Origin of the sequence: Vibrio glycogenivorans (assembly GCF_051660965.1) — a bacterium.
In the GTDB taxonomy this organism is placed as follows: domain Bacteria; phylum Pseudomonadota; class Gammaproteobacteria; order Enterobacterales; family Vibrionaceae; genus Vibrio.
On the sequence record NZ_JBPVIS010000010.1, the window covers coordinates 53,630 to 80,597 of the forward strand.

Below are 26,968 nucleotides of genomic sequence, written 5' to 3' on the forward strand. Positions count from 1 at the left end.
AATCGTCCTGCCTTGTAAAAAAATTACATCCAATGTTTATCTTTAGGCTGACAATCTAGCGAAAAATAGCGTGATTAGTCAAATAATGTCGCGCTTTTATCGCTTGATATCGGGGAGTGGAAAGTTATTTTGAAATTTTACTACTTTAGCGACAAGTAAAACGGCGAGATAGAGCCTTTATTGCTAATGATTATCATCGCCTTAGCTGTCACTGTTGGTTTAGCGATGAGCCTGTATAATAGACACCTATCTCCCCATATTGATCATTTCAAGGACGACGATGAATCTGCCATTTACCCCTAATTGCTTGTGCTCGCTGGTGTTATTTACCAGCTTGTCATCTTATGCTGCACCTGTGAAGCCACTGTTTGAAACTCCAGAATTTATGCAGGATAACTTCGTTGACGAGGTGTTTGACCTGTTTGGGGCGGATGCTGATTACGATCAGGATAAGGCGATTGACTTGAGTTATTTGCCAACACTGTATTATACCCCCGAGCAGAAGTTTTCTGCTGGTGTGCTATTGGTTGGACTCTATCATACTGACAGCAGTGATAAGGCTGCTCAGCCATCATCTTTGGTTACCAACTTGTATTTCTCGTCCAACCAATCGTATGGGATCTGGGTGGAGAACATGACGCAGTTTAATCAAGGTAAGCAGCGTTTGATGGTGGACCTTGAGCTGCACCGAGAAGCATCGGTGTTTTACGGTCAAGGCATCGATGCGGGCAATCGTGATGACAATAAGCACGAGTTTCGAGAAGTGCTGTATACGCTCAAGCCGACTTGGCTTAGCGAGTTTGGAGCCAACTACTTCTTAGGTGTGGGCGCAGATGTCACTTACGCACGGGCAGAGGATATAGACAACGTCAGTGGCAATGCGGATCCAAGCCAAGACTATAGGCTGCCAAGCGGTACCAGTGCAGGCTTAGTGCTGTCGAGCGTGTATGACTCGCGCGACTATCGACTCAACCCATCGCAAGGCTGGCTGTTTCAATTGGATGCAGGGCTCTATCAGAACTTTGACAGTAGCAAATCGTACACCCGCTATGATTTAGAGCTGGCCAATTACATTAACCTTAACCCAGCGCCAGGGGTGCTGGCTTGGCAAGTGCGTGGCCAATTTACTGATGGTGATGTGCCTTGGTACGCACTGGCTGATATTGGCGGCTCTAGTGTTATGCGCGGCTATATTAAGGGACGTTATCGCGATAATCACATGCTGATGAGTCAAGCGGAGTACCGCCTACCCGTGGTGCAGCGCTATGGGATGGTATTTTGGGGCGCGGCGGGCACGCTGGCACCTGAAGTCAATGAGTTGGCTGATGAGATGCTAACCTCATATGGCACTGGTCTTCGCTTTCGCTTTAAGGATAGGGTTAACCTAAGAGCGGATATCGGATTTGGCAAAAATGAGACCACTTTCTACATTAACGTTAACGAAGTATTTTAGGAGAACATATCTGTGAGTGTCAGCGCGGCGATGAAATGGGGTGGGGTTGTCATGAGTTTGAGCATTGCGGCTCAAGCCAACAGCCAGCCAGTGCCGCGGCAGTGTGAGAAGGTAGCCTATTATCACATCTACCTAAGTGGTATCCGCACTGGTTACATGAGCCGTACCGAGTCATGGCAAGGGATGAGCGCCACGGTGACATCGCAAAGTAAGGCGAGCATCTTGGGCATTGGCACCGAGTATGACCAGCAAGCGCGCCTGACTTGGTCAGAGCAGAGCGATAGCTGGCTGACGACCTCTTTCCATCAAGTGGTGTCGGGCTTTAAAAGCCGCGACATGAAAGTGGGCTTTTCTGAAGATGGCAGCGAGAGCCTAGTCAACCTGGATGGAAAAGAGACCTCCTATGAGAGTCAGGGGGAGCCGTTGCGTGATGTTGATACCTTATCAGTGCAAATTCGCCAACACTTGATCGATGGGCTTGAGCAGTTTACTCTGACTCGCCAGGCGACCGATGGCCCTGAGCCATATCAGTATCAAGTGCAAGCGATAGAAACCTTAAAGCTTGATAAGTGGGGGGAGCTTGAGGCGATACCCGTAGAGCAAACGGGTGAGGAGCGCATTACCTTCTGGTATGCCCCAGAGCTTGATTATCAGTTGATCAAGGCCCGCTACCATGGCTTTATTCTACAAGGCGGTGCTGAGTTGCAGAGTTTTCGCTCTAGCTGTGAGCCAGAATCTATTGAGGTAATAAAGCCGTAAGCGCTTTGCAACGCTTACGGCTTGTTGTCGATTTTGCTTGGATTAATCCCACTCGTGCGCTTGTTCAGCGATTGGTAGGTAGTGAATGACCCCATTCGACTCGAGGCGCGCCTCAATTTTCTCAAGGTCAGTTGTACCCCAATAGTTCTCATGCACTAGCGCGTCTCCAAACCCTGTGTGCTCGATACGGAGTTGGTGCGAGAGATTCGAATGTGTCACCTCAATCTGCTCTGCCGTAAGAGAGCCGTCGTGGTTAATGTCCGAGTTAGTGACCTCTACCTGGTTGATAGGGCTGATCTCGGAGATAGATAGCTGGCTGTTGTTAACAGAGAGTCGATGGCGAATATTCTTAAGCCGAGCTTTGTCAAACTGACTATCAACGGCATTACGCAGCGAGACTGTGTAAAAATCCCAAACGCTGATCTGCGCTGCGTAGTTTTCTAGGCTTAGGTCAATATCCAATGCAGGGTTTGCGTGCATCTCTAGCCAACTCTCTTCAGATTGAACCAGACGGTTGATGTAAAGATCACGATCGGTCTCAATGCTACCTGAGCCAGCTAGCGTGGTGCCCTTAATCCGCAAAGGCTCTTCATTATGTGGCACTTGGTTGTCACAGTTTAGTGCGAAGGTTTTGCCGATGATCTCGTTTTCGTCCTCATTGATCAGACGTTGCAATGAGCTGTGAACGGTCACGGTAAATTTCCCATTGCCAGGGCCATGAGTATCAATATTAACTGCCTCAATCGTGTAGTCACCAGGTAGATCAACATAGAGGCGATTCTCACCCTCGATATAGGCACTTGAACCAATTGGGCCAGTCAGTACGGTAAAGCTAGCGTTTGCCGTGCTCCCTGACGTGCGTGAGTGCAGGACAATTTCCTGTGCAGTTGTCGGGCAGGTAGTCAGGGCATAGTCAGTTGCAATTGGTGCGATTTGCCAATCAGAAGGTGAAGTGCCACCGTCGTCGTTATTGTCAGAATCACTTGAGCAAGCGCTCAGTAGTGCTACCACGGATAGGGCAGCCCATAATTTGGAATGTTTCATATGGAACCAAGAATATTTGAGTTGCAAAACGGCAAGTAATTCCTCGCAGTTTTAGTGGTCAGGAAGAGGGCGCAAGGATAACAAAATGTTTCTAGCTTTCAAGAATCGGTTGTTTTTTATATACAAAAGAGAGAGGGGGATGCAGTTTCTGCATCCCCCTCTCTCTTCATGAGTCTAAAGCGTTCGCCTTAGTTCATGCCATATTTCTTTAGCTTCTTACGAAGAGTACCGCGGTTGATACCCATCATAGTTGCTGCGCGAGTTTGGTTACCGCGAGTGTACTGCATGATGGTATCTAGTAGTGGCTGTTCAACTTCAGCTAGAACTAATTCGTATAGCTCTGTTACTTCTTGGCCGTTTAGTTGAGCCAAGTAGTTTTTAAGAGATGCTTTAACAGAGTCACGTAGTGGCTTTTGCGTGATCTGGTCTTGCGAAGTTACGGTAGTTACTGTTAAAGCTTCTGAAGTCAGATTTTGTTCGAACATATTCGGTCTAGCTCTTCTCTTAATTATGATGCAACGTTATCAAAATAACCGTTCAACGCTTCAAGTTGCAGCGGGGCTGCTTCTATCGCGTTGAAGGTACGGCGAAACTCACTTGCTTGCTCATGCTCTTTAAGGTACCAACCCACGTGCTTGCGCGCGATGCGTGGACCTAGATACTCCCCGTAAAATTCGTGGAGTGCTTGAACATGGCCAAGCATAATGTCTTTCACTTCCTCAATTGGAAGCTCAGGCATTGTGGTGCCGTTTTCCAAATAGTGGCGGATTTCCTGGAAAATCCATGGTCGACCCTGGGCCGGTCGGCCGATCATCAGAGCATCGGCACCGGTATACTCGAGTACCTGCTTCGCTTTCTCTGGACTGTCGATGTCGCCATTGGCGATCACCGGAATCGAGATAGCTTGCTTGACTGCTCTGATGCTGTCGTATTCTGCCTCGCCTTTGTACATGCAGGCTTTGGTTCGACCATGAAGGGCGAGCGCCTGAATGCCGCAGTCTTGCGCGAGCTTAGCGATCTGGACACAGTTTTTGTTTTCAGGATCCCAACCCGTACGGGTTTTCAGCGTCACAGGCACGGATACCGCATTCACCACAGCCTTGAGGATATCCTCAATGATCTCTGGGTATTGCAGCAGCGCTGAGCCTGCTAGCTTCTTATTGACCTTCTTCGCTGGGCAACCCATGTTGATATCGATGATTTGCGCACCGTTCTCAACACTAAATTGCGCAGCATCAGCCATAAGCTGAGGGTCTGAACCTGCGATTTGTACAGAGCGAATGCCCGATTCGCCCTCATGTACCATGCGCTGTTGCGACTTGGCCGTTTTCCACAGCTTGGGGTTTGACGACATCATTTCACTGACTGCCATACCCGCACCGTATCGGAGACACAACTCTCGAAAAGGTCTATCAGTGACACCCGCCATAGGTGCAACGATAAGGTTATTGTCTAGTTGGTAGTTTCCGATCTTCAAAACGTCATCACAGTTGTGTGCCAGCAAGGGCGCGCATTTTACGCATTTTTTTCCTGTGTGAAAAGACTAATATTTGAGCATTTACAAATTGTTTTGTTAATTTGTATAAAATTCAGACAATTAGTCTTATTTTGTCTTTTTAGCTATTTTTTTGCCCAGAGATGCGACACCACTCACTCTGTTCAACAATTGGGTCGATAGTTAACTCATCACGGTAGTAGTTTGCTACGTCTTCTGCCTGGGTATCGAGCACACCTGACATGGCTAGCAGACCATTTGGCTTCACCAAGCCTTTTATCACCGGTGACAGCTCACGCAGAGGGCCGGCTAGGATGTTTGCCACAACGACGTCAGCGATAAGGTCTTGTGGTTGGTCTTGAGGCAAGAACACTTCAAGCTGATCGGCCACACCGTTACGTGCTGCGTTGTCTTTTGATGCCAGTAGAGCCTGAGGATCTATGTCGATCCCGATGACTTTTGCTGCGCCCAGTTTGATCGCGGCGATCGCAAGAATGCCAGAGCCACAGCCAAAATCGATCACGGTTTTACCGCTCAGATCGAGACCTTCTAGCCACTCAAGGCACAGTGCCGTGGTTGGATGGGTGCCGGTGCCAAAGGCCAGGCCTGGATCAAGCATGACGTTAACTGCATCAGGCTCTGGGATATCGCGCCAGCTTGGGCAGATCCACAGACGCTGACCAAACTTCATTGGGTGGAAGTTATCCATCCACTCGCGCTCCCAGTCTTTATCTTCGAGCTGTTCCACCTTGTAGGCGAAATCGGCAACAAGCAGGCCGCTAGCCTTGATTTGCTCGAGGATCCAGTCGGTGTCAGCCTCCGCATCGTACAGCGCGAGGATATCGGTATCACCCCATAGACGGGTCTCACCAGGTAGGGGTTCAAATACAGGGGTGTCTTGTGCGTCAAGGAAAGTGACTGACAAGGCGCCGGTCTCTTCCATCAGCATATCGCCAATTGGCTCCGCATTGGTGTTGGTCGCGTTGAGTTTGATTTGAATCCAAGGCATGGTAGTCGCTCATATGAAAGGAGAATTGGCGCAGAGTTTAGCAGATATAAAGAGGGAGACCAAAAGTCACCGTGCAATGGTAAGAAAACTCAGCGAGTAAAAAGCACAATGCCCACCGAAGTGGGCATTGAATCGATAAAACTATTGGCCGTTACAGCGCTTACTGTAAGCCAAGTTTTTTCTCTAGGTAGTGAATGTTGGTGCCACCATGCTGGAAGTTTTCATCGCTCATGATCTCTTCCTGTAGTGGTACGTTGGTCTTGATGCCCTCAACGATCATCTCACCTAGCGCGTTTCTCATCCGGGCAATTGCCACATCGCGGTTCTCACCAAAGGTGATCAGCTTACCGATCATCGAATCATAGTGAGGAGGTACGGTGTAGCCCGTGTAGATGTGTGATTCCCAGCGAACGCCCATACCACCTGGCGAGTGGAAACGCTCAACCTTACCTGGTGAAGGTAGGAAGCGAACTGGGTCTTCTGCGTTGATACGACACTCGATCGCGTGACCGCTGATCTTGATGTCATCTTGGGTATAAGACAATGGTTGGCCTGCCGCAACGCGCAGCTGCTCTTTGATCAGGTCAACGCCGGTGACCATCTCTGTCACTGGGTGTTCAACCTGGATTCGAGTGTTCATCTCGATAAAGTAGAACTCACCATTCTCGTACAGGAACTCAAACGTACCTGCGCCGCGATAACCGATCTCAATACACGCACGCGTACAGCGCTCACCGATGTACTTACGCATCTCGGCAGTGATACCTGGCGCTGGCGCTTCCTCAACTACTTTCTGATGACGACGCTGCATTGAGCAGTCGCGCTCGCCAAGGTGGATCGCGCCGCCTTGGCCGTCGGCAATGACTTGAACTTCAACGTGACGTGGGTTTTCGAGGAATTTTTCCATGTAAACAATGTCATTGTTAAAGGCTGCTTTGGCTTCTGCACGTGTCATTGCGATCGCTTCAACCAGGTCGGCTTCATTGCGCACAACACGCATGCCACGACCGCCGCCGCCGCCAGAGGCCTTGATGATCACTGGGTAGCCGATACGCTTAGCGTGAGCTTTATTGGTCACATCATCATCGTTCAGTGGACCATCAGAACCGGGAACGCAGGGTACGCCGGCTTTCTTCATCGCATTGATAGCAGATACCTTATCGCCCATCATGCGGATGGTGTCGGCTTTCGGGCCAACAAAGATAAAGCCGCTACGCTCTACTTGTTCGGCAAAATCGGCATTTTCAGACAAGAAGCCGTAGCCTGGGTGGATCGCCACAGCGCCAGTGACTTCCGCCGCTGAGATAATGCGAGGAATATTCAGGTAGCTGTCGATACCGCGGGCAGGGCCGATACAAACGGTCTCATCGGCCAACAAGACGTGTTTTAGGTCGCGGTCAGCGGTTGAGTGGACCGCCACCGTTTTAATACCGAGCTCTTTACAGGCGCGCAGAATGCGCAATGCAATCTCGCCACGGTTTGCTATGACTACTTTATCTAACATCGGCAAAACCTCGATTATTCGATCACAACAAGAGGTTGGTCGAACTCAACAGCTTGACCATCTTCGGCTAGGATAGCCGTAACCACACCCGATTTGTCTGCCTCGATCTGGTTCATCATCTTCATTGCTTCAACGATACACAGGGTTTCACCAGCCGTTACCGATTGACCGATTTCAATAAACGGTTTTGCATCAGGAGTTGGTGCGCGGTAGAAGGTGCCCACCATTGGAGAAAGAACTTGGTGACCAGACTGTGCTGGTGACTCTGCCGCTGCCGGCGTTGCTTCTGCCGCAGGAGTTGCAGCAGCCGCTGGTGCTGCTGCAGGAGCGGCAACTGGCGCTGGCGCATATTGGATCGGTGCGACAGGCGCAGCCGTGCCGTTGCGGCTGATGCGTACCGACTCTTCGCCCTCAGAGATCTCTAGCTCGGCGATGCCAGACTCTTCCACCAATTCAATGAGTTTTTTAATTTTACGGATATCCATGTTTCTTTCTCTTTCGCTTAGTCAATAACGCAGCCCAGTATTGGGCTGGAGAGTATCTTGTGCCTATGAGCGCAGGGTATTAATCGCTGCACTCAAAGCAAATTCATAGCCTTGAGCCCCCAAACCGCAGATCACACCGACTGCTTTGTCGGACAGGTATGAGTGGTGACGGAAGGGTTCGCGAGCATGCACATTGGACAGATGGACTTCGATAAAGGGGATCGCCACACCCAACAAGGCATCACGCAAAGCGACGCTGGTGTGGGTGAAGGCCGCGGGGTTAATAATAATAAAATCGATATTATTATGCGCCGCGTGGATGGCCTCAATCAGCTCATATTCTCGGTTGGACTGCAGGTGTGAAAGCTCGATATCGGCCTGCTCGGCAAGTTGCGTCAGGCGTGAAACGATCTGATCTAGGGTTTGTGAACCGTAGTGACCAGGCTCTCGAAGACCCAATAGATTTAAATTTGGTCCATTTAAAACAAGAATGCGAGACTTTGCTGACATTGTGAGCCTATCTTCCTTTATCTTGGGACTTTAGTTCAATTCGTCCATTCTATCCCGAATCACACACAATTTAATAACGTTTATTGTAGTGATTCTAGTAAATTGCCCAAGATTATAGCTAATTCACCGAAATTAGCAGCAATTTACTGGTCTAATCTCCGCAAGTTACGCTGTTAAATCTGTAACCAGCTTAACATTTTTGCACTCTGGTGGTGATTTATTGATCATTTCAACGCAGTGAGATGAAGGGTTTAGAGCTCTTTTTGATATTGAGGACTTTAGGGGGGCGAGGTGCGGGTACGCTAGCGCTACGGGGAGCGAGGAGTTTGTCGCGCGTGAGAGAGTCCTCGCTCCTCGGAACGAAGTGAACCTCGCTCCTCGCGCCTAAAAAAAGGCCGCCACAGATGTGGCGGCAAAGCAGTGCAGTACTATGGAGAATGAGTCTAGGGGGTTATTAAACCAGTTCGGCCTTTTCGGCGATCAGTTTGTCGACCACGCTTGGGTCGGCTAGGGTGGAGGTGTCGCCGAGGTTGCCGGTGTCGCCGGTGGCGATTTTGCGCAGGATGCGGCGCATGATTTTGCCCGAGCGGGTTTTGGGCAGTGCGTCAGTCCAGTGCAGCACGTCAGGCGTGGCAATCGCGCCAATTTCTTTGCGCACCCACTCCTTAACCTCTTTGTGCAGTTCAGTGCTTGGGTACTCACCATCGTTTAGGGTGATATAGGCGTAGATGGCCTGGCCTTTGATATCATGCGGGATACCGACAATGGCCGCCTCAGCGATTTTCTCATGAGCCACTAATGCCGACTCAATCTCGGCGGTCCCCATTCTGTGTCCGGAGACGTTCAATACATCGTCGACACGGCCGGTGATCCAGTAGTAACCGTCCTCATCACGACGTGCGCCATCACCGGTAAAGTACATGCCTTTGAAGGTGGAGAAATAGGTTTGCTCAAAGCGTTCATGGTCACCATAGACGGTGCGCATTTGTCCTGGCCACGAGTCGAGAATCACCAAGTTGCCCTCTGTTGCGCCGTCAATGATGTTGCCCATGTTATCCACTAGAGCCGGTTGGACGCCGAAGAATGGGCGTGTCGCAGAGCCTGGCTTAAGCTCCGTGGCACCGGGTAGCGGTGTGATCAAGATGCCTCCGGTCTCGGTTTGCCACCACGTATCAACGATTGGGGATTGCGCGTTGCCGATGGTTTTGTAGTACCACTCCCACGCTTCAGGGTTAATCGGCTCACCGACCGAACCCATAATGCGCAAGCTGTCGCGGCTGGTGCCGGCGATGGCTTCATCGCCCTTGGCCATTAGGGCGCGGATCGCAGTAGGCGCCGTATAGAGGATATTGACCTGATGCTTGTCCACCACCTCGCTCATACGACTGGTGGATGGGTAGTTAGGCACCCCCTCAAACAAGATGGTTTTGGCGCCGTTGGCGAGAGGCCCATAGATGAGGTAGCTGTGACCGGTGATCCAGCCAACATCAGCGGTACACCAGAAGGTCTCACCCGGTTGATAGTCAAACACATACTTAAAGGTCATGGTGGCATACACGAGATAGCCACCTGTGGTGTGCAGCACGCCTTTGGGTTTGCCGGTTGAGCCCGAGGTGTAAAGAATAAATAGCGGATCTTCGGCTTTCATCTCTTCCGCAGGACAGTCATCGGAGACGCTTGCCGTCGCATCATGCCACCAGACATCGCGCCCTTCTTGCCAGCCGATGTCACCGCCGGTGCGCTTGAGAACCAGTACCGAATCTATGGTCTTGACCTCAGGGTTGGCGAGCGCATCATCGACGTTTTTCTTCAGTGGCACTGCGCGGCCACCGCGCACGCCCTCATCGGCGGTGATCACTACCTTGGCATCGGAGTCAATAATGCGGCCCGCGAGCGCCTCTGGAGAGAAGCCACCGAATACTACAGTGTGCACCGCGCCGATGCGGGTACAGGCCAGCATGGCGATGGCCGCCTCAGGCACCATTGGCATGTACAAGCACACCACATCGCCTTTTTTGACGCCTTGTTGCTTCAACACATTGGCAAAACGGCAGACCTGCTGGTGCAATTCACGAAAGGTGAGCGTCTTGTCATCGCTTGGGTCATCCCCTTCCCAAATGATCGCCACGTCATCTGCGCGAGTCGCCAGGTGGCGATCAATGCAGTTGGCTGAGACGTTGAGTGTGCCATCCTCAAACCAGCGAATATCGACGTGGCCGGTATCGAACGAGGTGCTTTTGACCTTAGTGAATGGCTTGATCCAGTCGACGATCTTGCCATGCTCACTCCAGAATGCTTGTGGGTCACTGACCGACTGCTGGTACATAGATAGATAGGTATCATTATCCGCGTGGGTGGTGGCTTTGATATTGTTTTTCACCGGATAAACGTGAACTTCACTCATTGCTGATCTCCTTAAGCCTGACTGTCACCCTAAGTCTGTTGAGCGTCTCGGGTGGGGGTAGTGGGTGTCCATTTCGAGATGATGGGTTAACTGACTGGTATAACTTTTGACCAGTAAAGGGATTTCAACAATTAGACTTTAGCCGTAAGACGGTAAATTTGGGCTAAATTTTAGTGACTTGGCGCTGGTAAGCTAGGCAGCGAACCTTTAGTCAAGTGGACAAAAACCAAGGCTGCGGCAATCGCATCTGCTAGCGCGTCGTGTTTGTTTTGTACCGGGATATCAAGGTGGTGACAGATGGCATCTAAGCTCAAGTCAAAGTAGGCATTGGGCAGATGGCGCTCTAGCTTGGCATGATAGATCTCGCTCACCTCAATTACCTGGTTAGGTAATGGAAAGCCCAGTTGGCGGCGGCAAGCATTGTCGAGGATCTTCTTATCGTAACGGATGTGATAGCCAACTAATGGGCGGTTGCCAATAAATCTAAGCAAAGCCTCTAGTGCCTGTTTTTCCGAGATGCCATCGGCCAAGTCGGTGTGGCGGATATGATGGATCTTGACCGACTCCTCACTCAAAGAGGCAGGGGCGCGCAACCGAGCTTCAAACGGCTGACTGAGAAGGATCCGGTTATCGATGATCTTAGCCGCTGCGATGGTGACCAGCTCCGCTCGCTCAGGGTCGAGGTTGGTTGTCTCACAGTCGAGCGAAACGAACTCGCCCTTTTGTGGTTTGCTAAACAGGCTTTGATAGGGGGAGCCTTTGAGTTTATTGTGCCAATACAGGCGATAGATCCATCGAAACATAATCAATCCCGAATTTGATAGTGATGCGCAAGAAACTGTTTGAACTTCTTCACTACATGCAAGCTATGACGCAGCAAGTCGCGTTCAGTGCGGTCGATGTCATCCAGATTAAGTCGATTATGGCTGTGCTGGTGAGCCAGTTGCTGACTGAGCCTGAGCTTGATAAATAATTTAAACGCCTCGCTAAGGTTGTCGGCGGTCTCTGGCTCGAGTGTATTAAGCTCTCGCAGCGCATCAATCCGGGCAAAGGTGTTCTTCTCCACCACGCCGTACTCGAGCGCGAGAGCGCGAATGCCATGGACAATCGGAAAAATCCCGCCTTGCTTGATATCCAGTCCTTCCTTGGCTTGTTTTACGTTACCAAACAGGGTTAAGGGCAATGAAAACTGCAACGCAGGGCGGACGAAGGTTTGTAGCACCAACATCTTGTTGAGCATTAACTGTTGAAGGTGTTGCGCCAATGGACTCAATAGATCCGTGTTACCCGCCACGGCGTGGGCATCGGCGATGATCGCAAGATCCATTACCTTGTCAGGGGTGGCTCGCTCTACCCAGTTGGTGATGGTCTGTTTCCACTGGCTTTCCGTCTTGACCCACTCGGGGTTATTGACCATCACTTGCCCAGTACACAGTGGGTAGCCGAGCTGTTGCAAGGTATGGGTGAGCTTATCCATGATCGCTGCGCACTGCTCCCACTCCAGTCCATCGCGGATGATCAGGGCATTGTCTTGATCGGTTTTTAAGATTTGCTCGCCGCGCCCTTCTGAGCCAAGCACCATCAGGCAGCAGTGATCATGCAGGGCGGGTGGCACAACCAGCTCAAAGGCTTTTTCTATGATCTGCTCATTAACCGCCGAGATCAGCTCCATAATAAATCGCGTTCGAATACCGTTACTCAGCAGGCTATCCACCAAGTGACGCTGGCGATTGGAGGCAAACGCCAGCTCTTCAATGCAGGTCGCACGGGCAATACTCAAACTCAGCACATGGGAGTGGGTTGAAAACGCGCTCAAGATTTGGGTCATATCCAGCATGCCGACGGCTTTTGAGCCCTCGCAGACCATCAGGCGCTTCATGCGATTACGTGTCATGGTGATCATGGCATTAAACAGGAAGTCGCCATCATCGACGTGATAAACCGGGAAGGTGGCGATCTCGCCGACCGGCGTGTCGAGGGCGTGATTGTCTAACATCACCGCATGCAGCATGTTGGTGCGGGTGACAATCGCGTAGGGGTGGGCACTTGGGTATGCTTGTAGCCTTGGGTCATCTGAGTCAAGCTGCACCAGCGCGGCGTCGATGCCATTATCCTTGAGTACTTGGGTCACTTGGTTAAGCGGCTGGTCTGGACTGAGTACCATTGGCGGATGATAGATCTCACGATCCACCTTGGTCAGAATAAACTCAGCCAGATTTTGCTGCTGGTGCGCCGCTTCAATAAGCGCTTGGCGTGTGGCGAGGTTACTATCGAAGTAGGCGGCAAATTGCCCATTGGCTTGGTAAAGATCAAGAAATACATCTCTGGGTAACAGATAGGACAGAGTGTCTTCAAGGGCAACGTATTGGTGTTTGCTCTTGCCATCAAGCAGGCCACGAACATCGAACAGATCATCGTTGGCATAATGGGCAAACACCTCTTTGCCATCAGGGCTGCGCTCCTCAACCGCCCCTTTAATCAGCATGTGCAGCGCACGCGCGGATTGCTTGGGGCCAACCAAGATATCACCACTGCGGTAGTAGGCGACATCAAGCGATGAGCGCAAGATGTTTTGTTGCTTTTCACTCAAGCGATCAAAGGGGGGAGATTGCAAGTTGAACTTGTCAGGCATCGCCAATTCTCCTCTGCACAGGCTAATCTAAACTCTCTAAGTGTGGTTGGTTTTTGCCTGCTCTCCAGACGACTTTGGTCTAATAGGGGAAGTTTATTTAGTGACATTTTCCTTTTTCTCACACTGGGAGCGCCGCATAATGGCCGGCGTCAGTAGCATTTTAATTAGGATCGTTTGATGTTAACTCCCTCTCCCTATGGCTGGATCTCCCAGTATTTTCTCGGTTTCTTTTTCGCTTATGGCGTGTATCTGCCATTTTGGGCGCTGTGGTTTGAGGACCAGGGTGTCTCGGCGACAGATATAGGGTTCTTGATTGGTTTGGGGCTTGCGACGCGCTGCGTGGCTAATCTAGTCATCACCCCGCGAGTGCATCGAGTCGAGCATCTTTTACCCGTATTGCGTTGGATAAGCTTTTTGGCCCTCGTAGCAATTGGTTTTCACTTTTTTACTGGCGGTAGTTTTTGGTTGATGGCGCTGGCGACGGTGCTGTTTAACCTATGCTGTGGGCCCGCGATCCCGCTCTCGGATGCGATGGCGAACCATTATTCACGCCTTAAGCTACTCGATTATGGTCGCACACGACTGTGGGGTTCGATTGCGTTTATCGTCGGCTCGACCGTGGTCGGATTTTTGGTGGCAGGTTTCGGCACAGAGATGATCCTCTATACCGCACTCTCTGGCATAGCCGCTGGGTGGCTATTATCGATGCGCAACCCAAGCCCAATGCCAACAAGCCTCGAGAAAGAGGCCAGTGAGCGCCCAAAAATTACCGCGCTGCTGCGTGAGTGGTCGGTGGTGAAATTTCTCCTATTGGTGGCACTGATCCAAGGCAGTCATGCTGCTTACTATGGCTTTAGTGCGATACATTGGCGCGAGGCAGGGCACGCCGAGAATGTGATTGGCTACCTTTGGAGCCTGGGTGTTGCGGCTGAGGTGGTGATTTTTGCGGTGAGTAAGCGCTGGTTTGCCAACTGGTCACTGCGCACTTTATTTGCTGTTGCCGCATTGGGGGTGATGATCCGCTGGGGGCTGACGGCTTCTACCACTCATGTTGAGGTATTGGTTCTAGTGCAAATGCTGCACGGCGTGACGTTCGCGATGGCCCATATCGCCGCGATTTCTTATATCCAGCAGTCAGCAGAGAACAAAATGGTCGCACTGCAAGCGCTGTACAATGCCCTGCCTCTTGGGGCCTTTATTGCCCTAATGACCGCGTTGAGTGGTTGGGGTTATGAGCATTGGGGCGCTAATGTGTTCTGGGTAATGTCGGGTATGGGCTTACTGGCACTGTTTGTTCGCCTTGAGCCCCAACAAGAGCGCAGTAGTGCAGCGAAAGCCGCGACCAATGCACAGAATTAGGCTGTGCTAATTGCGCTTATTTTTTAACCCTTGGTAAAGTGAACCTTCTGAGTGGTTACTTATACCCAAGTCACCTATAGCCGCCGCTCAGGCGGCTTTTTTATGCAGACAAAGGATAGCGAATGCAAGGATTGATCGTGATTCCGGTTTCTCTGACCTATTTGGGGATACTGTTTTTTATCGCCTGGTATGGCGATCGCCGGACGAAAAAGGTGGCTCAATGGCGCCCCTGGATTTACAGCCTCTCGATTGCAGTTTACTGCACCTCATGGTCGTTTTATGGCACGGTGGGACAGGCTAGCAGCAATCCCTGGTCTTTTTTACCTATCTATCTAGCGCCGATATTAGTTTTTGTGTTTGGCTGGCGGGTACTCGCACGTTTGATCTTGGTCGCGAAGCGCGAGCACATTACCTCTATCGCGGACTTTATTGCTGCCCGTTACGGAAAATCTCAAGGGCTCGCGGTGGTGGTGACCTTAATTGCCGTGATCGGTATTTTGCCGTATATCGCCCTGCAGCTACGCGGTATCACCATGGGACTGGATGTGGTGGCGCCGCAGCTGACCGAGCAATTGGGTTACGATGATCATTATGTGTCTTGGTTTGTGGTTGGCATGCTCGCGGTGTTCACCATGCTGTTTGGCACGCGAAATATCGACAATACCGAACACCACCGTGGGATGATGCTGGCGATCGCGTTTGAATCGATTGTTAAGCTGGTGGCGTTTCTACTGGTGGGACTATTTATTGTCTATCTCGCCCTGTCGCGTGAGGAGATTGCCATGTTCTCCACTGCAGCGCAGACCTATCAGGCCCCCAATTTACCGACCTTGCTGATCCACACCGGCCTGACCATGATGGCCATCTTATGCCTGCCACGCCAGTTTCACACCACGGTAGTTGAGAACGAACGGGCGCAGGATCTGCATACCGCGCGTTGGGTCTTTCCCGCATATCTTTTAGCGATGGGGGCGTTCGTACTACCCATCGCATGGGTCGGGCAGAGCCTGCTACCAGGCCAATCACCAGACAGCTATGTGATCAGTGTGCCGATGGCCGTTGAGGCCGACTTTATTGCCTTACTGGCCTTTCTGGGTGGCACGTCAGCGGCCAGTGGCATGGTGATTGTCTCGACCATTGCCTTGGCGATAATGGTCTCAAACGATCTGGTGATGCCGCTGCTGTTGCGTCGAGTGCGTTTTGCTCAGCGCAGTTACGCCCACTTCTCTAAGCTACTGTTGATCATTCGCCGCGCTTTGATCTTGCTGCTGCTATTAGGGGCGTGGGGCTTCTATCAGGTGCTCAATACGATTGACTCCCTCTCCGCGATTGGCTTTCTGTCATTCGCTGCCATCAGCCAGTTTGCTCCTGCCGTTATCGGCGGGATGTATTGGCATAAGGGCAATAAAAAAGGCGTTTATGCCGGTCTGGCGGTGGGTTTTACCATCTGGCTGCTGACCTTGATGAATCAAACCGGTGTGCTGGCTGGTGACTCGGGCAGTAACTGGGTGCTGTGGCTGATTGAGCCACCCCAGTGGCTCGCTCCATTGGGTATTCAAAGCTCTGACTGGGGCATGCTCCTTAGTTTTGTCGCCAATACCGGCTGTTTTATCTTGGTGTCATCGCTCACTCGGGCCTCCTTGTCTGAGCGGTTGCAATCGGCGCCCTTTATCGGCACGCCGCTGCCTGAAAGCGAAAACATCAGCTTGTATCAAAGCCGGGTGACGGTGGCAGAGCTCGAGATGCTAGCGTCTCGCTTTGTCGGTCGCCGCCGGGTACAAAAGGGCTTTCAAGACTTCTTTCACCATCATCGCGCAAACCTTCAGCGCAACCAGCAGGCACCCGCAAACTTGATCCGCCATACCGAGCGACTGCTGGCGGGGGTGTTTGGCGCATCATCGGCAAAACTGGTGTTAAGCTCGGCTTTGCAAGGGCGCAATATGCAGCTTGAGGAGGTAGCGACCATTGTCGACGAAGCTTCAGAGCTGTATGACTTTAGCCGCGGCCTTTTGCAAGGCGCGATTGAGCATATTGGCCAGGGGATTGCCGTGGTTGATAAGCAACTTCGCTTAGTCGCATGGAATCAGCGCTACCTCGAGTTATTCGTGTTCCCACCGGGGCTTATTCAGGTGGGCCGACCTATCGCGGATGTGATCCGGCATAACGCAGAGCAAGGCTTGTGTGGCCCTGGCGATCCAGATGATCATGTGCGCAGGCGTATCTATCACCTTGAAAAAGGGACGCGCCACACCTCATCGCGAGTCAGACCGGATGGGCGTGTCATCGAGGTGCAGGGCAACCCGATGCCAAGCGGTGGCTTTGTGATGAGCTTTAGCGATATCACTGTGTTTCGTGAGGCAGAGCAGGCGCTAAAAGATGCCAACGAACGCCTTGAAGAGCGCGTGCGCGAGCGTACGCGTGAGTTAGAGCAATTGAACGAGCAATTAGTAACGGCCAATCAACGCTCAGAGCATGAGTCTAAGTCGAAAAGTCGCTTTCTCGCCGCGGTGAGTCATGACTTGATGCAGCCATTGAATGCGGCGCGGTTGTTCGCTTCATCGCTGTCTGAAGTCGCCCACGATAACGAGGCCAAGCGGTTGTCTGGACATATCGAGAGCGCGCTTGGCGCCGCAGAGGATTTGATTGGTGACCTATTGGATATCTCGCGGCTTGAATCCGGCAAGCTTGATGTCCATGTGCGTAGTTTTGCAATTAAAGATGTGTTGAATAATCTCAATGCCGAGTTCAGTGCGCTGAGTAAAGATCAGCAGATTACTTTCTCGATGATCCCAAGCTCATTATGGGTTAAGTCGGACCCTAAGCTCTTACGTCGCGTGATCCAAAACTTTCTCACCAATGCCTTTCGCTATAACCCGAAAGGAAAGGTGGTGCTGGGTGTTCGCCATGAGGGTGAGCGGCTGAGAATCGAGGTGTGGGATAACGGAGTGGGCATCGATCCCGACAAGCAGCAGGAGATCTTTGAGGAGTTTAATCGCGGCAGCCAGATCCGCGCTGATCAAGGGCTCGGGCTTGGTCTGGCGATCTCAAAGGGCATTGCACACGTGCTTGGGCATCGGATCTCGATGCGATCGTGGCCAGGACGGGGCAGTGTGTTCTCGATTTCCCTCAAACAATCAGCGCCCGTGTTGCGAGAGAATGTCGTGATAAGCCCAAGCCCGGCCCCATCTGAGCTAAGTCACTTGAAGGTCTTGTGTGTCGATAATGAAGTCGAGATCTTAGTTGGCATGGAGAATCTGCTCTCTCGCTGGGGGTGCGATGTGCGGGTGGCGGTTGATCTCGCCGAGTCATTGGCATGCCTGAATGAGGGGTGGCATCCGGATGTGATCCTCTCAGACTATCGCCTCGATCAGGGACGCACCGGTATGGAGGTGCTCGAGCGATGCCGCGAGCAACTCGGTGATAGTTTTAAGGGGGTTATCATCAGCGCCGATCGCACTGATGAGATGATGGCCTCGATCCAATTGAGCGGCTACAGTTTTCTACCAAAACCAGTTAAGCCGCTTAAGCTGCGAGCGACATTGAGTACTTCTCAGCTGGCCAGCGATGCGTAGGATTAAGCCTGTTTGAGGGGGAGGAGTTACTCGTCCTCAAGCAGAGTTTTGTACACCACAAAGGCGGTTTGTGTGTCACCGTAATACAGTGAATCATTGGCCTGAATCGCCACACGTAGCCAGCTTTCCTCAGAGGCAGGAGCTGGCAAAGACACCTGCCACGATTGGGCATTATTGTCGTTTTCTACCATATCTACGGGTATCGCCTGCTCGTCTTGGCTGTCCACCAGAGACACCTTGATGCCCTGCAACGGGATGGCAGCGGTCAGACTGAGGTCAAGTTGGGTCGCACTCAGCGCATCGGAGCGAAACTGAACCTTAAACTCACCATTTTCCATGTCACATAACCCACTGGTATAGCGGCAGTTAGACTTGCTGACTAAGCGATAAGTCTCGCCTTTTTTTGCCGCGTGTGGCTTTTCGCTTACCGCCAGGTCGACGCCAAAATAAGCGATGACCGCTAAGATGGGAGCGACGAGAAGAGCGACGATAAAGTGTTTGCTTTTGAACATATTTGCATCCTTGCTGCGAGCCTCAATGTCTAAATTACTCTGTGAGCACAAAATGAAAAGCCCCCGCAGGGGCTTTTGTGCGCTTGACACAGATTAGTGCGAGGTGGCCTCGCCTGCGCCTGCTGGAACTCGTACGTGCTCAACCAAATCTTTGACTTCTTGTGGCGTTTCCGCAGTGACGCGTGATACCGCAAAGGCAACGATAAAGTTAAACAGGGCTCCGATAGCACCGAAGGCGTTCGGCTCAATGCCCAAGAACCAGTTACTGCCCCAGCTCTCGAGATAGGTCCAATCGGCGATAAACAGAATACCCTTGTGTTGGAACACGTAGAACAAGGTGATACTGATACCCGCGATCATACCGGCAATCGCGCCCTCTTTATTGATGGTCTTACTGAAGATCCCCATCATCAAGGCTGGGAATATCGACGAGGCGGCGAGACCAAACGCGAGTGCCACAGTACCTGCGGCAAAGCCGGGTGGGTTGAGGCCAAGGTAGCCTGCGACCCCGATAGCGACGGCCATCGATATACGGCTGGCGAGCAGCTCATTTTTCTCCGAGATCCTCGGGTTTATCACCCCTTTTATCAGGTCATGTGATATCGCCGATGAAATCGCGAGCAAGAGGCCAGCAGCGGTGGATAGTGCGGCGGCCAGGCCACCTGCGGCAACCAGTGCAATCACCCAGTTAGGTAGTTTAGCAATCTCAGGGTTTGCTAGTACCATAATATCGTTATCGACTCTGAGTTCATTAGTTTCTGCGCTTGAAGTGTATTGGATCTGACCATCGCCATTCTTGTCATCAAAGCCGAGCAGCCCAGTGGTCTCCCAGTTTCTAAACCAATCAGGTCGCTCATCATAGACTAGATGCTGTCCAGGCGCTGGGTTAACGGTATCCATTAGGTTTAGGCGAGCCATCGCTGCCACCGCTGGCGCAGTGGTATATAGGATGGCGATAAACACCAGTGCCCAACCGGCTGATGTACGCGCATCGCGCACTTTCGGCACAGTAAAGAAGCGGATGATTACGTGGGGCAGACCCGCGGTACCGATCATGAGTGACATGGTGTAGACGAACATATTCAGCGTATCACCCCGCACCGCGGTGGTGTACTCGGTAAAGCCGAGTTCAGTGACCACTTGGTCAAGCCTATCGAGCAGATAAACATCGGTGCCCGCCATGGTGCTACCAAGACCTATCTGTGGCAGAGGATGGCCAGTGAGCTGCAGAGAGATAAAGATTGCGGGGATAGTGTAAGCAAGAATGAGTACGCAATATTGAGCAATCTGCGTGTAGGTGATGCCTTTCATACCGCCAAGCACGGCATAGATAAACACGATACACATACCAATGCCGAGCCCTGTGGCGTAATCCACCTCAAGGAAACGACCGAAGGCAACCCCAACCCCTTTCATTTGACCGATAACGTAGGTGACCGATGCGATGATCAAACACGCCACCGCGACCACACGCGCGGCGTTAGAGTAGAAACGCTCACCGACAAATTCTGGCACCGTGAACTTGCCAAATTTACGCAGGTAAGGGGCGAGGAGTAATGCGAGCAACACATAGCCGCCTGTCCAGCCCATCAAAAAGACCGAGCCGCCGTAACCCATAAATGCGATTAACCCGGCCATAGAGATAAATGAGGCCGCTGACATCCAGTCAGCCGCGGTTGCCATACCATTTGCAATCGGGTTAACGCCACCACCGGCGACATAAAACTCCTTGGTTGAACCCGCGCGAGCCCAGATTGCAATACCGATATAGAGCAGAAAGGTTGCGCCAACAACCAAGTAGGTAATAGTCTTCAAGTCCATCTGAGTGGCTCCTTACTCATCAACATTAAATTCGCGGTCGATCTGACGCATCTTCCACGCATAGAAAAAAATGATTACTAGGAAGGTGTAGATGGACCCTTGCTGTGCAAACCAGAAGCCCAACTTGTATCCACCAATTTGAAACTGATTGAGGAAGTCAACAAAGATGATTCCGCAGCCAAACGAGACCACGAACCACACCACCATCAGGCTGATCATCAGCTTGACGTTTTTGTCCCAATAGGCCTTGGCACGTTCTTGAGTTTCGAAAGCCATAGCCGTCTCCTTATGCTGTTGTTAATTAAATGTTTCAGAAACAGCCTAGCAAGCTAACTCAAGTCTCTCCGTTCAACTTTAGTCGGCAAAGCGATGATTATTTTTCGAATATTAGTGCCTAATTGACTGCATTTACTGATAAATATCGCGACCAAAGCGCGGTGAGATTAGCCAAAAGTCGAATGATATTGCGTCGTGTTAACCCATTTTTAGCATGTTCAGGCTAAGGTGTTAGAGGATGTTTCGAGGCTTGATATAGCTCTCGGTTATTAAAAAACGTTTGTTATAGTTAATGGTAATCAGCATTGATAGACCAGGGGGGAAAGGATTGGACGTAAATGTGATCGATAACCTATTTTTAACAGGCGCGATTCTAATCGTAGTGAGTGTGGTGCTTAGCCGGGCATCGTCTAAGTTAGGCATTCCTATCCTTCTGATCTTTCTAGTCGTTGGCATGCTTGCCGGGGAAGATGGCCCCGGCCAGATTGTGTTTGACAATTTTTCTCTGACCTATTTGGTGAGTAACCTCGCACTCGCGATCATCTTGCTTGATGGTGGCATGCGCACCAAAGTCTCTAGCTTTAAAGTCGCCTTTTGGCCTGCCCTGTCACTGGCGACGATCGGGGTCGCGCTTACCTCGACCATCACCGGGTTGTTGGCGGCTTGGTTGTTTGACTTGAGTTTGCTACAGGGGATTTTGGTTGGAGCAATCGTCGGCTCGACCGATGCGGCGGCGGTGTTCTCCTTGCTCAAAGGCCAGAGCCTTAACGAGCGCGTCGGCTCAACCCTTGAGATAGAGTCTGGTACCAATGACCCGATGGCGGTGTTTTTGACCGTGACCTTGATTGCGATACTGGCTAATCCAGAGGCGGATTTTGGTCTGTCTTTCTTGCTCTCTAGCTTTGGTATGCAGTTTGGTGTCGGCGCCTTGGTTGGGCTTGGCGGTGGGTGGCTGCTGTGGAGTTTAATCAATCGAGTGGAACTGCCTGAGGGGCTGTATTCAGTATTGGTGCTTGGCGGCGGGGTGGCGTTGTTTGCGCTGTCAAACAAGCTTGGCGGGAGTGGGATTTTATCTATTTACCTAGTGGGCCTGCTGATCGGCAACAAACCGACCAGTTTTCGCTACTCGATCCTCAATGTGCTCGATGGCATGACCTGGCTCAGCCAAATCGTGATGTTCCTGGTGCTGGGTTTGTTGGTCACCCCCTCGACACTACTGGATATTATGCTCCCTGCATTGGTACTGGCGTTTAGCATGATCTTGTTTGCCAGACCGGTTGCGGTGTGGGTGGGGTTACTGCCATTTCGCAGCTTTACCCTGCCAGAGCGTAAGTTCCTCGCCTGGGTGGGGTTGCGCGGCGCGGTGCCGATCATCTTAGCGGTGTTTCCGATGATGGCCGGTCTGCCCAATGCCCAGCTGTATTTTAACATCGCCTTTTTCGTCGTTATGGTTTCGCTGCTGGTACAAGGTGGAACTTTGATGCATGCCGCGCGATTTGCCGAGGTGACTCTGCCGCCAAAGCCGACCCCAGTCTCGCGCAGTGGGGTTGAGATCTTCCGCGCCAGTGAGTGGGAGCTGTTTGTGTACAAGCTTAACCAAGACAAATGGTGCGTCGGGGAGCCTCTGCATCGCCTAACCATGCCTCAAGGTACGCGAATTTCAGCCATGTTTCGTGATGATCAGCTTTTACATCCTTCTGGTAGCACGGTACTGGAAGCCAATGATGTGCTGTGTGTGCTCGGCCAAGATAAGGATCTACCCGCGCTAAGTGCGCTGTTTAGTGAGGCACCCGAGAATGAGAGCAGTAAACGCTTCTTCGGTGACTTCTTCTTGGATGTAGATATCCGAGTCAAAGATGTGATCAGCTACTATGGCATTGAAGTGGCAGAGGCTGAGGGGGAGCAAACCTTACAACAACTCGCCATTCGTTATTTGGGCGCTCACCCTGTGCTCGGGGACAGTTTTGACTGGCAAGGCCTACACTGGGTTGTTGCTGAGACCCATGATCATCAAGTGACCAAGCTAGGGCTAGGCCTGCCAGACAGCGACTAGTTGTTGCGGACGGCCGGTAGCGGACGGCCGGTAGCGGACGGAAAATCGCGGCTAGCCTTGCAGCTCTTGCAATAAGATCACGGCTTGGGTGCGGTTCTTGACCTCGAGCTTACGAAAGATAGCGGTCATGTGTGCCTTGATGGTTGCCTCAGAGACATTCAGCTCGTAAGCAATCTGTTTGTTAAGCAGGCCATCAGACAGCATGCCGAGTACCTTGTATTGCTGCGGGGTCAGGGTGGCAATTTTTTCCGCCAGATCGGCGCAAGCGGCCGCATTGGTGATCAGCTCCGCCGGGAAATAGGGCTCACCGGCTAACACCTGATTAAGTGCCGCCACCAAGGTGCGCATATCGCTGGATTTGGGAATAAAACCGTAGGCGCCGTGGCTTTTGACCTGAGTGACAACCGCTGGCTCTTCGCTGGCTGAGACGACAACAATAGGCAGTTCAGGATATTCAGCGCGCAGCTGGATAAGGCCCGACATGCCATTGGCGCCCGGCATCTTGAGATCCAGCAGTAATAGATCAGGCTCACTCTCTTTGTCCAAGACACTCAGCAGCGCATCGAGCGAATCGGCCTCGAGCAGAGTAACGCCACCGATTGCCATGTGGATTGATTGAAATAGCGCGTTGCGAAACAGAGGGTGATCATCAGCAATGATGATGGTATACGTCGACTCCATGACACTCCAAAATAATTGCGGTTGGGACATGATTGATTATTGATGTGAAAGTGAAAGTGGACAATCCTTATCCACTAAAACTCTGAGCTCAATCGTTTTTTATTGCTCTAATTGGGAGATATGTTGAATATGGAGCAAGAATGGTTCAGCGGCGACAAAGCCTGTTAGGCGCGCCTGTGAAACGCGCTCACCCTGCCCATTCCAAAAATCTATCGTTGGCAGTCCTAGCACCTGCAGGTGCTGGAGCAGGGCAATATCTTGGGCGCGATTGCGCGTGACATCGGCTTGGAGCAAAACAAACTTGCCAAGCTCAGGCTCGACCTCGCTAGCATGAAAGGTGTACTTCTCAAACTCTTTACATGCCACGCACCAGTCCGCATAAAAATCCAGCATGACCGGCTGCTGGTTGGCTTTAGCCAGTGCCAGTTGCTGCTCAAGCTGTTCCACGCTTTCAATCCTAACAAATTCGACCAGAGGCGAGGCATGGACACTGTCTTTAGACAGCCAATGGTTAAGGCTCGGCTGCAGGGCTGCCACCATGCCCAGCACGGCGACAATACCAATCGTACTCTGTTTCCACGAGCCAAACGGTAAGCGGTTTTTGAGGCGGTAGAGCCAGCCGAAAGCCGTGAGGCCAAGTAGGGTCCACAATATGGCAACCCACAACTCTGGTAGGATACGCTCAAGCAGCAGGATCGGTGCGGCAAGCAAGACAAAACCAAACACCACCTTGACGGTATCCATCCACTCACCCGCTTTTGGCAGCAACTTATTACCAAACACCGCAACTAGGATCAGCGGGATACCCATACCAAGTGCGAGCGCATACAGTGCGGTCGCCCCAGTAATAAGATCGCCGCTTTGCGCCACGTAGAGCAGAGCACCAGATAAGGGGGCAGTGGTGCACGGTGAACAAACCAGTCCAGAGATCGCACCCATAGCGAAAACGCCAGTCGTGCTGCCCCCTTGCTGGCGATTACTGAGATTATTTAACCAAGTCTGCGCACTGGCTGGCAGTTGCAGGGTATAAACACCAAACATCGATAGCGAAAGACCAACAAACAGCACGCTAAGTGTTATCAGTACGGCGGGGTGCTGCATAGCAGCCTGAAACTGCATACCAGCAGAAGCAACCAGTAGACCGAGCAAGGTATAGGTGAGCGCCATGCCTTGTACATAGATCAGAGACAGTCCAAGTGCGCGGCGAGCAGAAATCTGCCCTTGCCCGAGGACAATACTGGTTAAAATCGGATACATCGGCAGCACGCAAGGCGTAAAGGCAAGACCCACGCCTAAAAGTAAAAACAACAGTGGAGTCCACCAGTTATCGGCCAAGGTGTTCGCTAAATCCTCACTGTTGTTGACCGGCATTGTTGGAGTTGATGCAGAGGATGCTTGGACCGAGTCACTCGCATCAGTGCTTGGGGTTGCATTGTTTGTACTGATAAACGCTGCTAGATCAATTTCACGTGTCTCAGGTGGGTAGCAGAACCCCGACTTGGCGCAGCCTTGGTACTCGATGATGGCTCTCGCACCGGTTTGATAATCACTGAGAGTCAGCTCAAGGAAAAGCGGTGTAGTGTAGATCGACACATCACCAAAGAACTCATCATAGTATGGCTCGCCGGGGCGCAGTTGATAGGGCGCGAGTGTTGCGCCCTCGGTCGTGACTTTTATTCGGTCTTGATACAGGTAGTAACCATCCGCGACCTGCCAGTCAATAAACAGTCGCTCACCCTGCTGAAAGGTATTGAGTGGAAAGGCCTCGTCAACCGGCAAAAAACGCGGGGTGCTCGAGCCAAAGCTGAGTGGTGATGAGCTGTTATCAGAAAATAGCGCCCAGCTGGTGGGGCTGATAAGGCTCAGGCTTAAAACAAACAGGGAAACTACAGCGCGCATCATCTCGTATCGTTCTTCTGGTGTGAATAATTGTATAGTAACTCATCAGACCGTGGCACGAGCAATTTAGTTTCAAACAAGTTGCGGACGCTTGAAACAAAAACACCCACCAAGGCGTGGTGGGTGTTTGTTTAAAAATGTTTGCTATAGATAAATGATTAAACCATCACGCTAGCAATCAGTAGACCATACAGGATGCTAAAGAACATACTGATCAGGCCTGGAGCCATAAAGCTGTGGTTAAAGATGTACTTGCCAATCTTAGTGGTGCCTGTGGTATCAAAATCGATTGAGGCAATGATTGGGCCGTAGTTTGGAATAAAGAAGTAACCATTGACCGCGACGAAGGTGGCAATGATGATCTCAGGCGGCAAGCCAATGGTGATGGCGACTGGTACCAGCACTGCCGTCGTTGCACCTTGGCTGTTGACCATGACTGAAAGTACAAACAGGGCAAAGGCAAAGGTCCATGGTGCGAACTCAACCAGGCCAGAGACAGTCTCTTTGACTAAGTCGCCGTGACCACCTACCAGGGTGTTACCTAGCCATGCGATACCAAAGATCGCCACGATAGCACGTGTACCAGCATGAAATACTGAGCCTTGGGTGATTGCCATGCTGTCAGGCTTACAGATCAGGATGATGAGCGCCGCAACCGACAACATCACAATCTCAATCGTGTGCGCCATGCCCATTGGTGAGCCATTAAATTCTGGACGCAGTGACGGCATAGCACCCATCAGTACCACTACCAGAGCACCAAAGAGGAACAGACCCACCGACTTTTTCGCCTGTGGCGTGATTTCAATCTCTTCTGGGTCTTGGCTGTCTGAGCCTTCCATTTCTGCGCGATATTGTGGGTCTTGCAGACGGCGTTGGTACTCAGGGTCGTCTTTTAGCTCTTTGCCAAGCTTGTTGACAATAAGACACGCCGTTGCCAAACCAAAGAAGGTCGCAGGGATAGTCACAGACAGTACGGTGCCCAGAGTGATGCCCTGTGGCTCAAGGAAGGCCACCAATGCAACAACGGCTGCTGCGATTGGGCTGGCTACGATAGCAAACTGAGAGGCAATAACCGCCATACCCAGTGGGCGTGAAGGACGGACGCCGCTGCGACGGCTGACCTCAGCTATCACGGGTAGCACCGAGTAAGCGACGTGACCTGTACCGGCCATCATGGTGAAGAAGTAGGTCACCATTGGCGCGATAAAGGTGATGTGTTTTGGGTTCTTGCGCAGGATCTTCGACGCAATCTTGATCATGTAGTTTAGACCGCCCGATGCCTGCATAGCAGCAGCGGCTGCGACCACGGCCATGATCATCAGCATGACGTCAATCGGTGGGCTGGATGGCTCAAGACCAAAGACAAAGGTCAAAACGGCAAGACCAATACCTCCCATCACACCAAGACCAATACCACCAAGGCGAGCACCGATTAGGATACAAAGTAGTACCACGGCGAACTCAATAAAGAACATGTTTAACTCCTGTGTTGTGTTG

General features: G+C 51.6%; 21 protein-coding genes. 5 read left to right on the forward strand and 16 right to left on the reverse strand.

Annotated features, from left to right (window positions below):
• Nucleotides 1-280: 280 nt before the first annotated feature.
• Together ACSTTG_RS18320 and ACSTTG_RS18325 are read left to right on the forward strand one after the other, a co-directional pair.
• Nucleotides 281-1,453: a BamA/TamA family outer membrane protein gene (locus ACSTTG_RS18320; protein WP_438475786.1), complete on the forward strand. Its 1,173-nt coding sequence runs from the start codon at nt 281-283 to the stop codon at nt 1,451-1,453.
• A 12-nt stretch (nt 1,454-1,465) separates the two neighbouring features.
• Nucleotides 1,466-2,212 (forward strand): hypothetical protein, encoded by a 747-nt coding sequence (locus ACSTTG_RS18325; protein ID WP_438475787.1) that lies wholly within the window; start codon nt 1,466-1,468, stop codon nt 2,210-2,212.
• A 42-nt stretch (nt 2,213-2,254) separates the two neighbouring features.
• Here ACSTTG_RS18325 and ACSTTG_RS18330 read toward each other — a convergent pair whose 3' ends face one another.
• The 10 genes from ACSTTG_RS18330 to ACSTTG_RS18375 all read right to left on the reverse strand — a co-directional run bounded on the left by ACSTTG_RS18330 (nt 2,255) and on the right by ACSTTG_RS18375 (nt 13,295).
• Nucleotides 2,255-3,256, reverse strand: a complete 1,002-nt coding sequence (locus tag ACSTTG_RS18330; RefSeq protein WP_438460576.1) for a hypothetical protein — start codon at nt 3,254-3,256, stop codon at nt 2,255-2,257.
• 188 nt (nt 3,257-3,444) lie between these two features.
• Complete coding sequence (gene fis, locus ACSTTG_RS18335; protein WP_000462885.1) at nt 3,445-3,741, reverse strand: DNA-binding transcriptional regulator Fis; 297 nt, start codon at nt 3,739-3,741, stop codon at nt 3,445-3,447.
• 23 nt (nt 3,742-3,764) lie between these two features.
• Nucleotides 3,765-4,733, reverse strand: coding sequence for a tRNA dihydrouridine synthase DusB (gene dusB / locus ACSTTG_RS18340; protein WP_438460575.1), 969 nt, complete (start codon nt 4,731-4,733; stop codon nt 3,765-3,767).
• Between the two features lie 139 nt (nt 4,734-4,872).
• Nucleotides 4,873-5,760 carry a 50S ribosomal protein L11 methyltransferase gene (gene prmA, locus ACSTTG_RS18345; protein ID WP_438475788.1) on the reverse strand — a complete coding sequence of 296 codons (888 nt, stop codon included), beginning with the start codon at nt 5,758-5,760 and terminating at the stop codon, nt 4,873-4,875.
• A gap of 160 nt (nt 5,761-5,920) precedes the next feature.
• Entirely contained in the window at nt 5,921-7,264 is a 1,344-nt protein-coding gene (gene accC / locus ACSTTG_RS18350; RefSeq protein ID WP_438460573.1) for an acetyl-CoA carboxylase biotin carboxylase subunit, read from the reverse strand.
• Nucleotides 7,265-7,278: 14 nt separating this feature from the next.
• Nucleotides 7,279-7,749: an acetyl-CoA carboxylase biotin carboxyl carrier protein gene (gene accB, locus ACSTTG_RS18355; RefSeq protein WP_438475789.1), complete on the reverse strand. Its 471-nt coding sequence runs from the start codon at nt 7,747-7,749 to the stop codon at nt 7,279-7,281.
• 63 nt (nt 7,750-7,812) lie between these two features.
• The gene (aroQ, locus tag ACSTTG_RS18360) at nt 7,813-8,259 is read right to left on the reverse strand and encodes a type II 3-dehydroquinate dehydratase (protein ID WP_438475790.1); all 447 of its coding nucleotides are present in this window, start codon (nt 8,257-8,259) and stop codon (nt 7,813-7,815) included.
• Between the two features lie 454 nt (nt 8,260-8,713).
• Nucleotides 8,714-10,663, reverse strand: a complete 1,950-nt coding sequence (gene acs / locus ACSTTG_RS18365; protein WP_438475791.1) for an acetate--CoA ligase — start codon at nt 10,661-10,663, stop codon at nt 8,714-8,716.
• Nucleotides 10,664-10,833: 170 nt separating this feature from the next.
• Nucleotides 10,834-11,466: a 3'-5' exonuclease gene (locus tag ACSTTG_RS18370; RefSeq protein ID WP_438460569.1), complete on the reverse strand. Its 633-nt coding sequence runs from the start codon at nt 11,464-11,466 to the stop codon at nt 10,834-10,836.
• A gap of 2 nt (nt 11,467-11,468) precedes the next feature.
• Nucleotides 11,469-13,295, reverse strand: a complete 1,827-nt coding sequence (locus ACSTTG_RS18375) for a DUF294 nucleotidyltransferase-like domain-containing protein (RefSeq protein ID WP_438475792.1) — start codon at nt 13,293-13,295, stop codon at nt 11,469-11,471.
• Between the two features lie 177 nt (nt 13,296-13,472).
• On the opposite strand from ACSTTG_RS18375, the gene ACSTTG_RS18380 reads away from it, so the two are divergent.
• Nucleotides 13,473-14,654 (forward strand): 3-phenylpropionate MFS transporter, encoded by a 1,182-nt coding sequence (locus tag ACSTTG_RS18380; protein ID WP_438475793.1) that lies wholly within the window; start codon nt 13,473-13,475, stop codon nt 14,652-14,654.
• A 122-nt stretch (nt 14,655-14,776) separates the two neighbouring features.
• Nucleotides 14,777-18,226, forward strand: coding sequence for a hybrid sensor histidine kinase/response regulator (locus ACSTTG_RS18385; protein WP_438475794.1), 3,450 nt, complete (start codon nt 14,777-14,779; stop codon nt 18,224-18,226).
• Between the two features lie 26 nt (nt 18,227-18,252).
• Here ACSTTG_RS18385 and ACSTTG_RS18390 read toward each other — a convergent pair whose 3' ends face one another.
• From ACSTTG_RS18390 to ACSTTG_RS18400, 3 genes are all read right to left on the reverse strand, one after another.
• Nucleotides 18,253-18,738, reverse strand: a complete 486-nt coding sequence (locus tag ACSTTG_RS18390) for a hypothetical protein (RefSeq protein WP_438475795.1) — start codon at nt 18,736-18,738, stop codon at nt 18,253-18,255.
• A 93-nt stretch (nt 18,739-18,831) separates the two neighbouring features.
• Nucleotides 18,832-20,559, reverse strand: coding sequence for a sodium:solute symporter family protein (locus ACSTTG_RS18395; RefSeq protein ID WP_438460564.1), 1,728 nt, complete (start codon nt 20,557-20,559; stop codon nt 18,832-18,834).
• A gap of 12 nt (nt 20,560-20,571) precedes the next feature.
• A complete protein-coding gene (locus ACSTTG_RS18400) occupies nt 20,572-20,835 on the reverse strand; it encodes a DUF4212 domain-containing protein (RefSeq protein WP_438460563.1) in 264 nt (87 codons plus the stop codon).
• Nucleotides 20,836-21,163: 328 nt separating this feature from the next.
• On the opposite strand from ACSTTG_RS18400, the gene ACSTTG_RS18405 reads away from it, so the two are divergent.
• A complete protein-coding gene (locus ACSTTG_RS18405; RefSeq protein ID WP_438475796.1) occupies nt 21,164-22,888 on the forward strand; it encodes a potassium/proton antiporter in 1,725 nt (574 codons plus the stop codon).
• Nucleotides 22,889-22,939: 51 nt separating this feature from the next.
• On the opposite strand, the gene ACSTTG_RS18410 is transcribed toward ACSTTG_RS18405, so the two are convergent.
• The 3 genes from ACSTTG_RS18410 to ACSTTG_RS18420 form a co-directional block, all read right to left on the reverse strand.
• Complete coding sequence (locus ACSTTG_RS18410) at nt 22,940-23,569, reverse strand: response regulator (protein ID WP_438460561.1); 630 nt, start codon at nt 23,567-23,569, stop codon at nt 22,940-22,942.
• 99 nt (nt 23,570-23,668) lie between these two features.
• Entirely contained in the window at nt 23,669-25,468 is a 1,800-nt protein-coding gene (locus ACSTTG_RS18415; protein WP_438460622.1) for a protein-disulfide reductase DsbD, read from the reverse strand.
• A gap of 158 nt (nt 25,469-25,626) precedes the next feature.
• Entirely contained in the window at nt 25,627-26,946 is a 1,320-nt protein-coding gene (locus ACSTTG_RS18420) for an anaerobic C4-dicarboxylate transporter family protein (protein ID WP_438460560.1), read from the reverse strand.
• Between the last annotated feature and the right edge of the window lie 22 nt (nt 26,947-26,968).

Coding starts and splice junctions, on each gene's coding strand:
- ACSTTG_RS18320 (WP_438475786.1), top strand. CDS start 281: ATGAATCTGCCATTTACCCCTAATTGCTTGTGCTCGCTGGTGTTATTT.
- ACSTTG_RS18330 (WP_438460576.1), bottom strand. CDS start 3,256: ATGAAACATTCCAAATTATGGGCTGCCCTATCCGTGGTAGCACTACTG.
- fis (WP_000462885.1), bottom strand. CDS start 3,741: ATGTTCGAACAAAATCTGACTTCAGAAGCTTTAACAGTAACTACCGTA.
- prmA (WP_438475788.1), bottom strand. CDS start 5,760: ATGCCTTGGATTCAAATCAAACTCAACGCGACCAACACCAATGCGGAG.
- accC (WP_438460573.1), bottom strand. CDS start 7,264: ATGTTAGATAAAGTAGTCATAGCAAACCGTGGCGAGATTGCATTGCGC.
- accB (WP_438475789.1), bottom strand. CDS start 7,749: ATGGATATCCGTAAAATTAAAAAACTCATTGAATTGGTGGAAGAGTCT.
- aroQ (WP_438475790.1), bottom strand. CDS start 8,259: ATGTCAGCAAAGTCTCGCATTCTTGTTTTAAATGGACCAAATTTAAAT.
- acs (WP_438475791.1), bottom strand. CDS start 10,663: ATGAGTGAAGTTCACGTTTATCCGGTGAAAAACAATATCAAAGCCACC.
- ACSTTG_RS18370 (WP_438460569.1), bottom strand. CDS start 11,466: ATGTTTCGATGGATCTATCGCCTGTATTGGCACAATAAACTCAAAGGC.
- ACSTTG_RS18375 (WP_438475792.1), bottom strand. CDS start 13,295: ATGCCTGACAAGTTCAACTTGCAATCTCCCCCCTTTGATCGCTTGAGT.
- ACSTTG_RS18380 (WP_438475793.1), top strand. CDS start 13,473: ATGTTAACTCCCTCTCCCTATGGCTGGATCTCCCAGTATTTTCTCGGT.
- ACSTTG_RS18385 (WP_438475794.1), top strand. CDS start 14,777: ATGCAAGGATTGATCGTGATTCCGGTTTCTCTGACCTATTTGGGGATA.
- ACSTTG_RS18390 (WP_438475795.1), bottom strand. CDS start 18,738: ATGTTCAAAAGCAAACACTTTATCGTCGCTCTTCTCGTCGCTCCCATC.
- ACSTTG_RS18395 (WP_438460564.1), bottom strand. CDS start 20,559: ATGGACTTGAAGACTATTACCTACTTGGTTGTTGGCGCAACCTTTCTG.
- ACSTTG_RS18400 (WP_438460563.1), bottom strand. CDS start 20,835: ATGGCTTTCGAAACTCAAGAACGTGCCAAGGCCTATTGGGACAAAAAC.
- ACSTTG_RS18410 (WP_438460561.1), bottom strand. CDS start 23,569: ATGGAGTCGACGTATACCATCATCATTGCTGATGATCACCCTCTGTTT.
- ACSTTG_RS18415 (WP_438460622.1), bottom strand. CDS start 25,468: ATGCGCGCTGTAGTTTCCCTGTTTGTTTTAAGCCTGAGCCTTATCAGC.
- ACSTTG_RS18420 (WP_438460560.1), bottom strand. CDS start 26,946: ATGTTCTTTATTGAGTTCGCCGTGGTACTACTTTGTATCCTAATCGGT.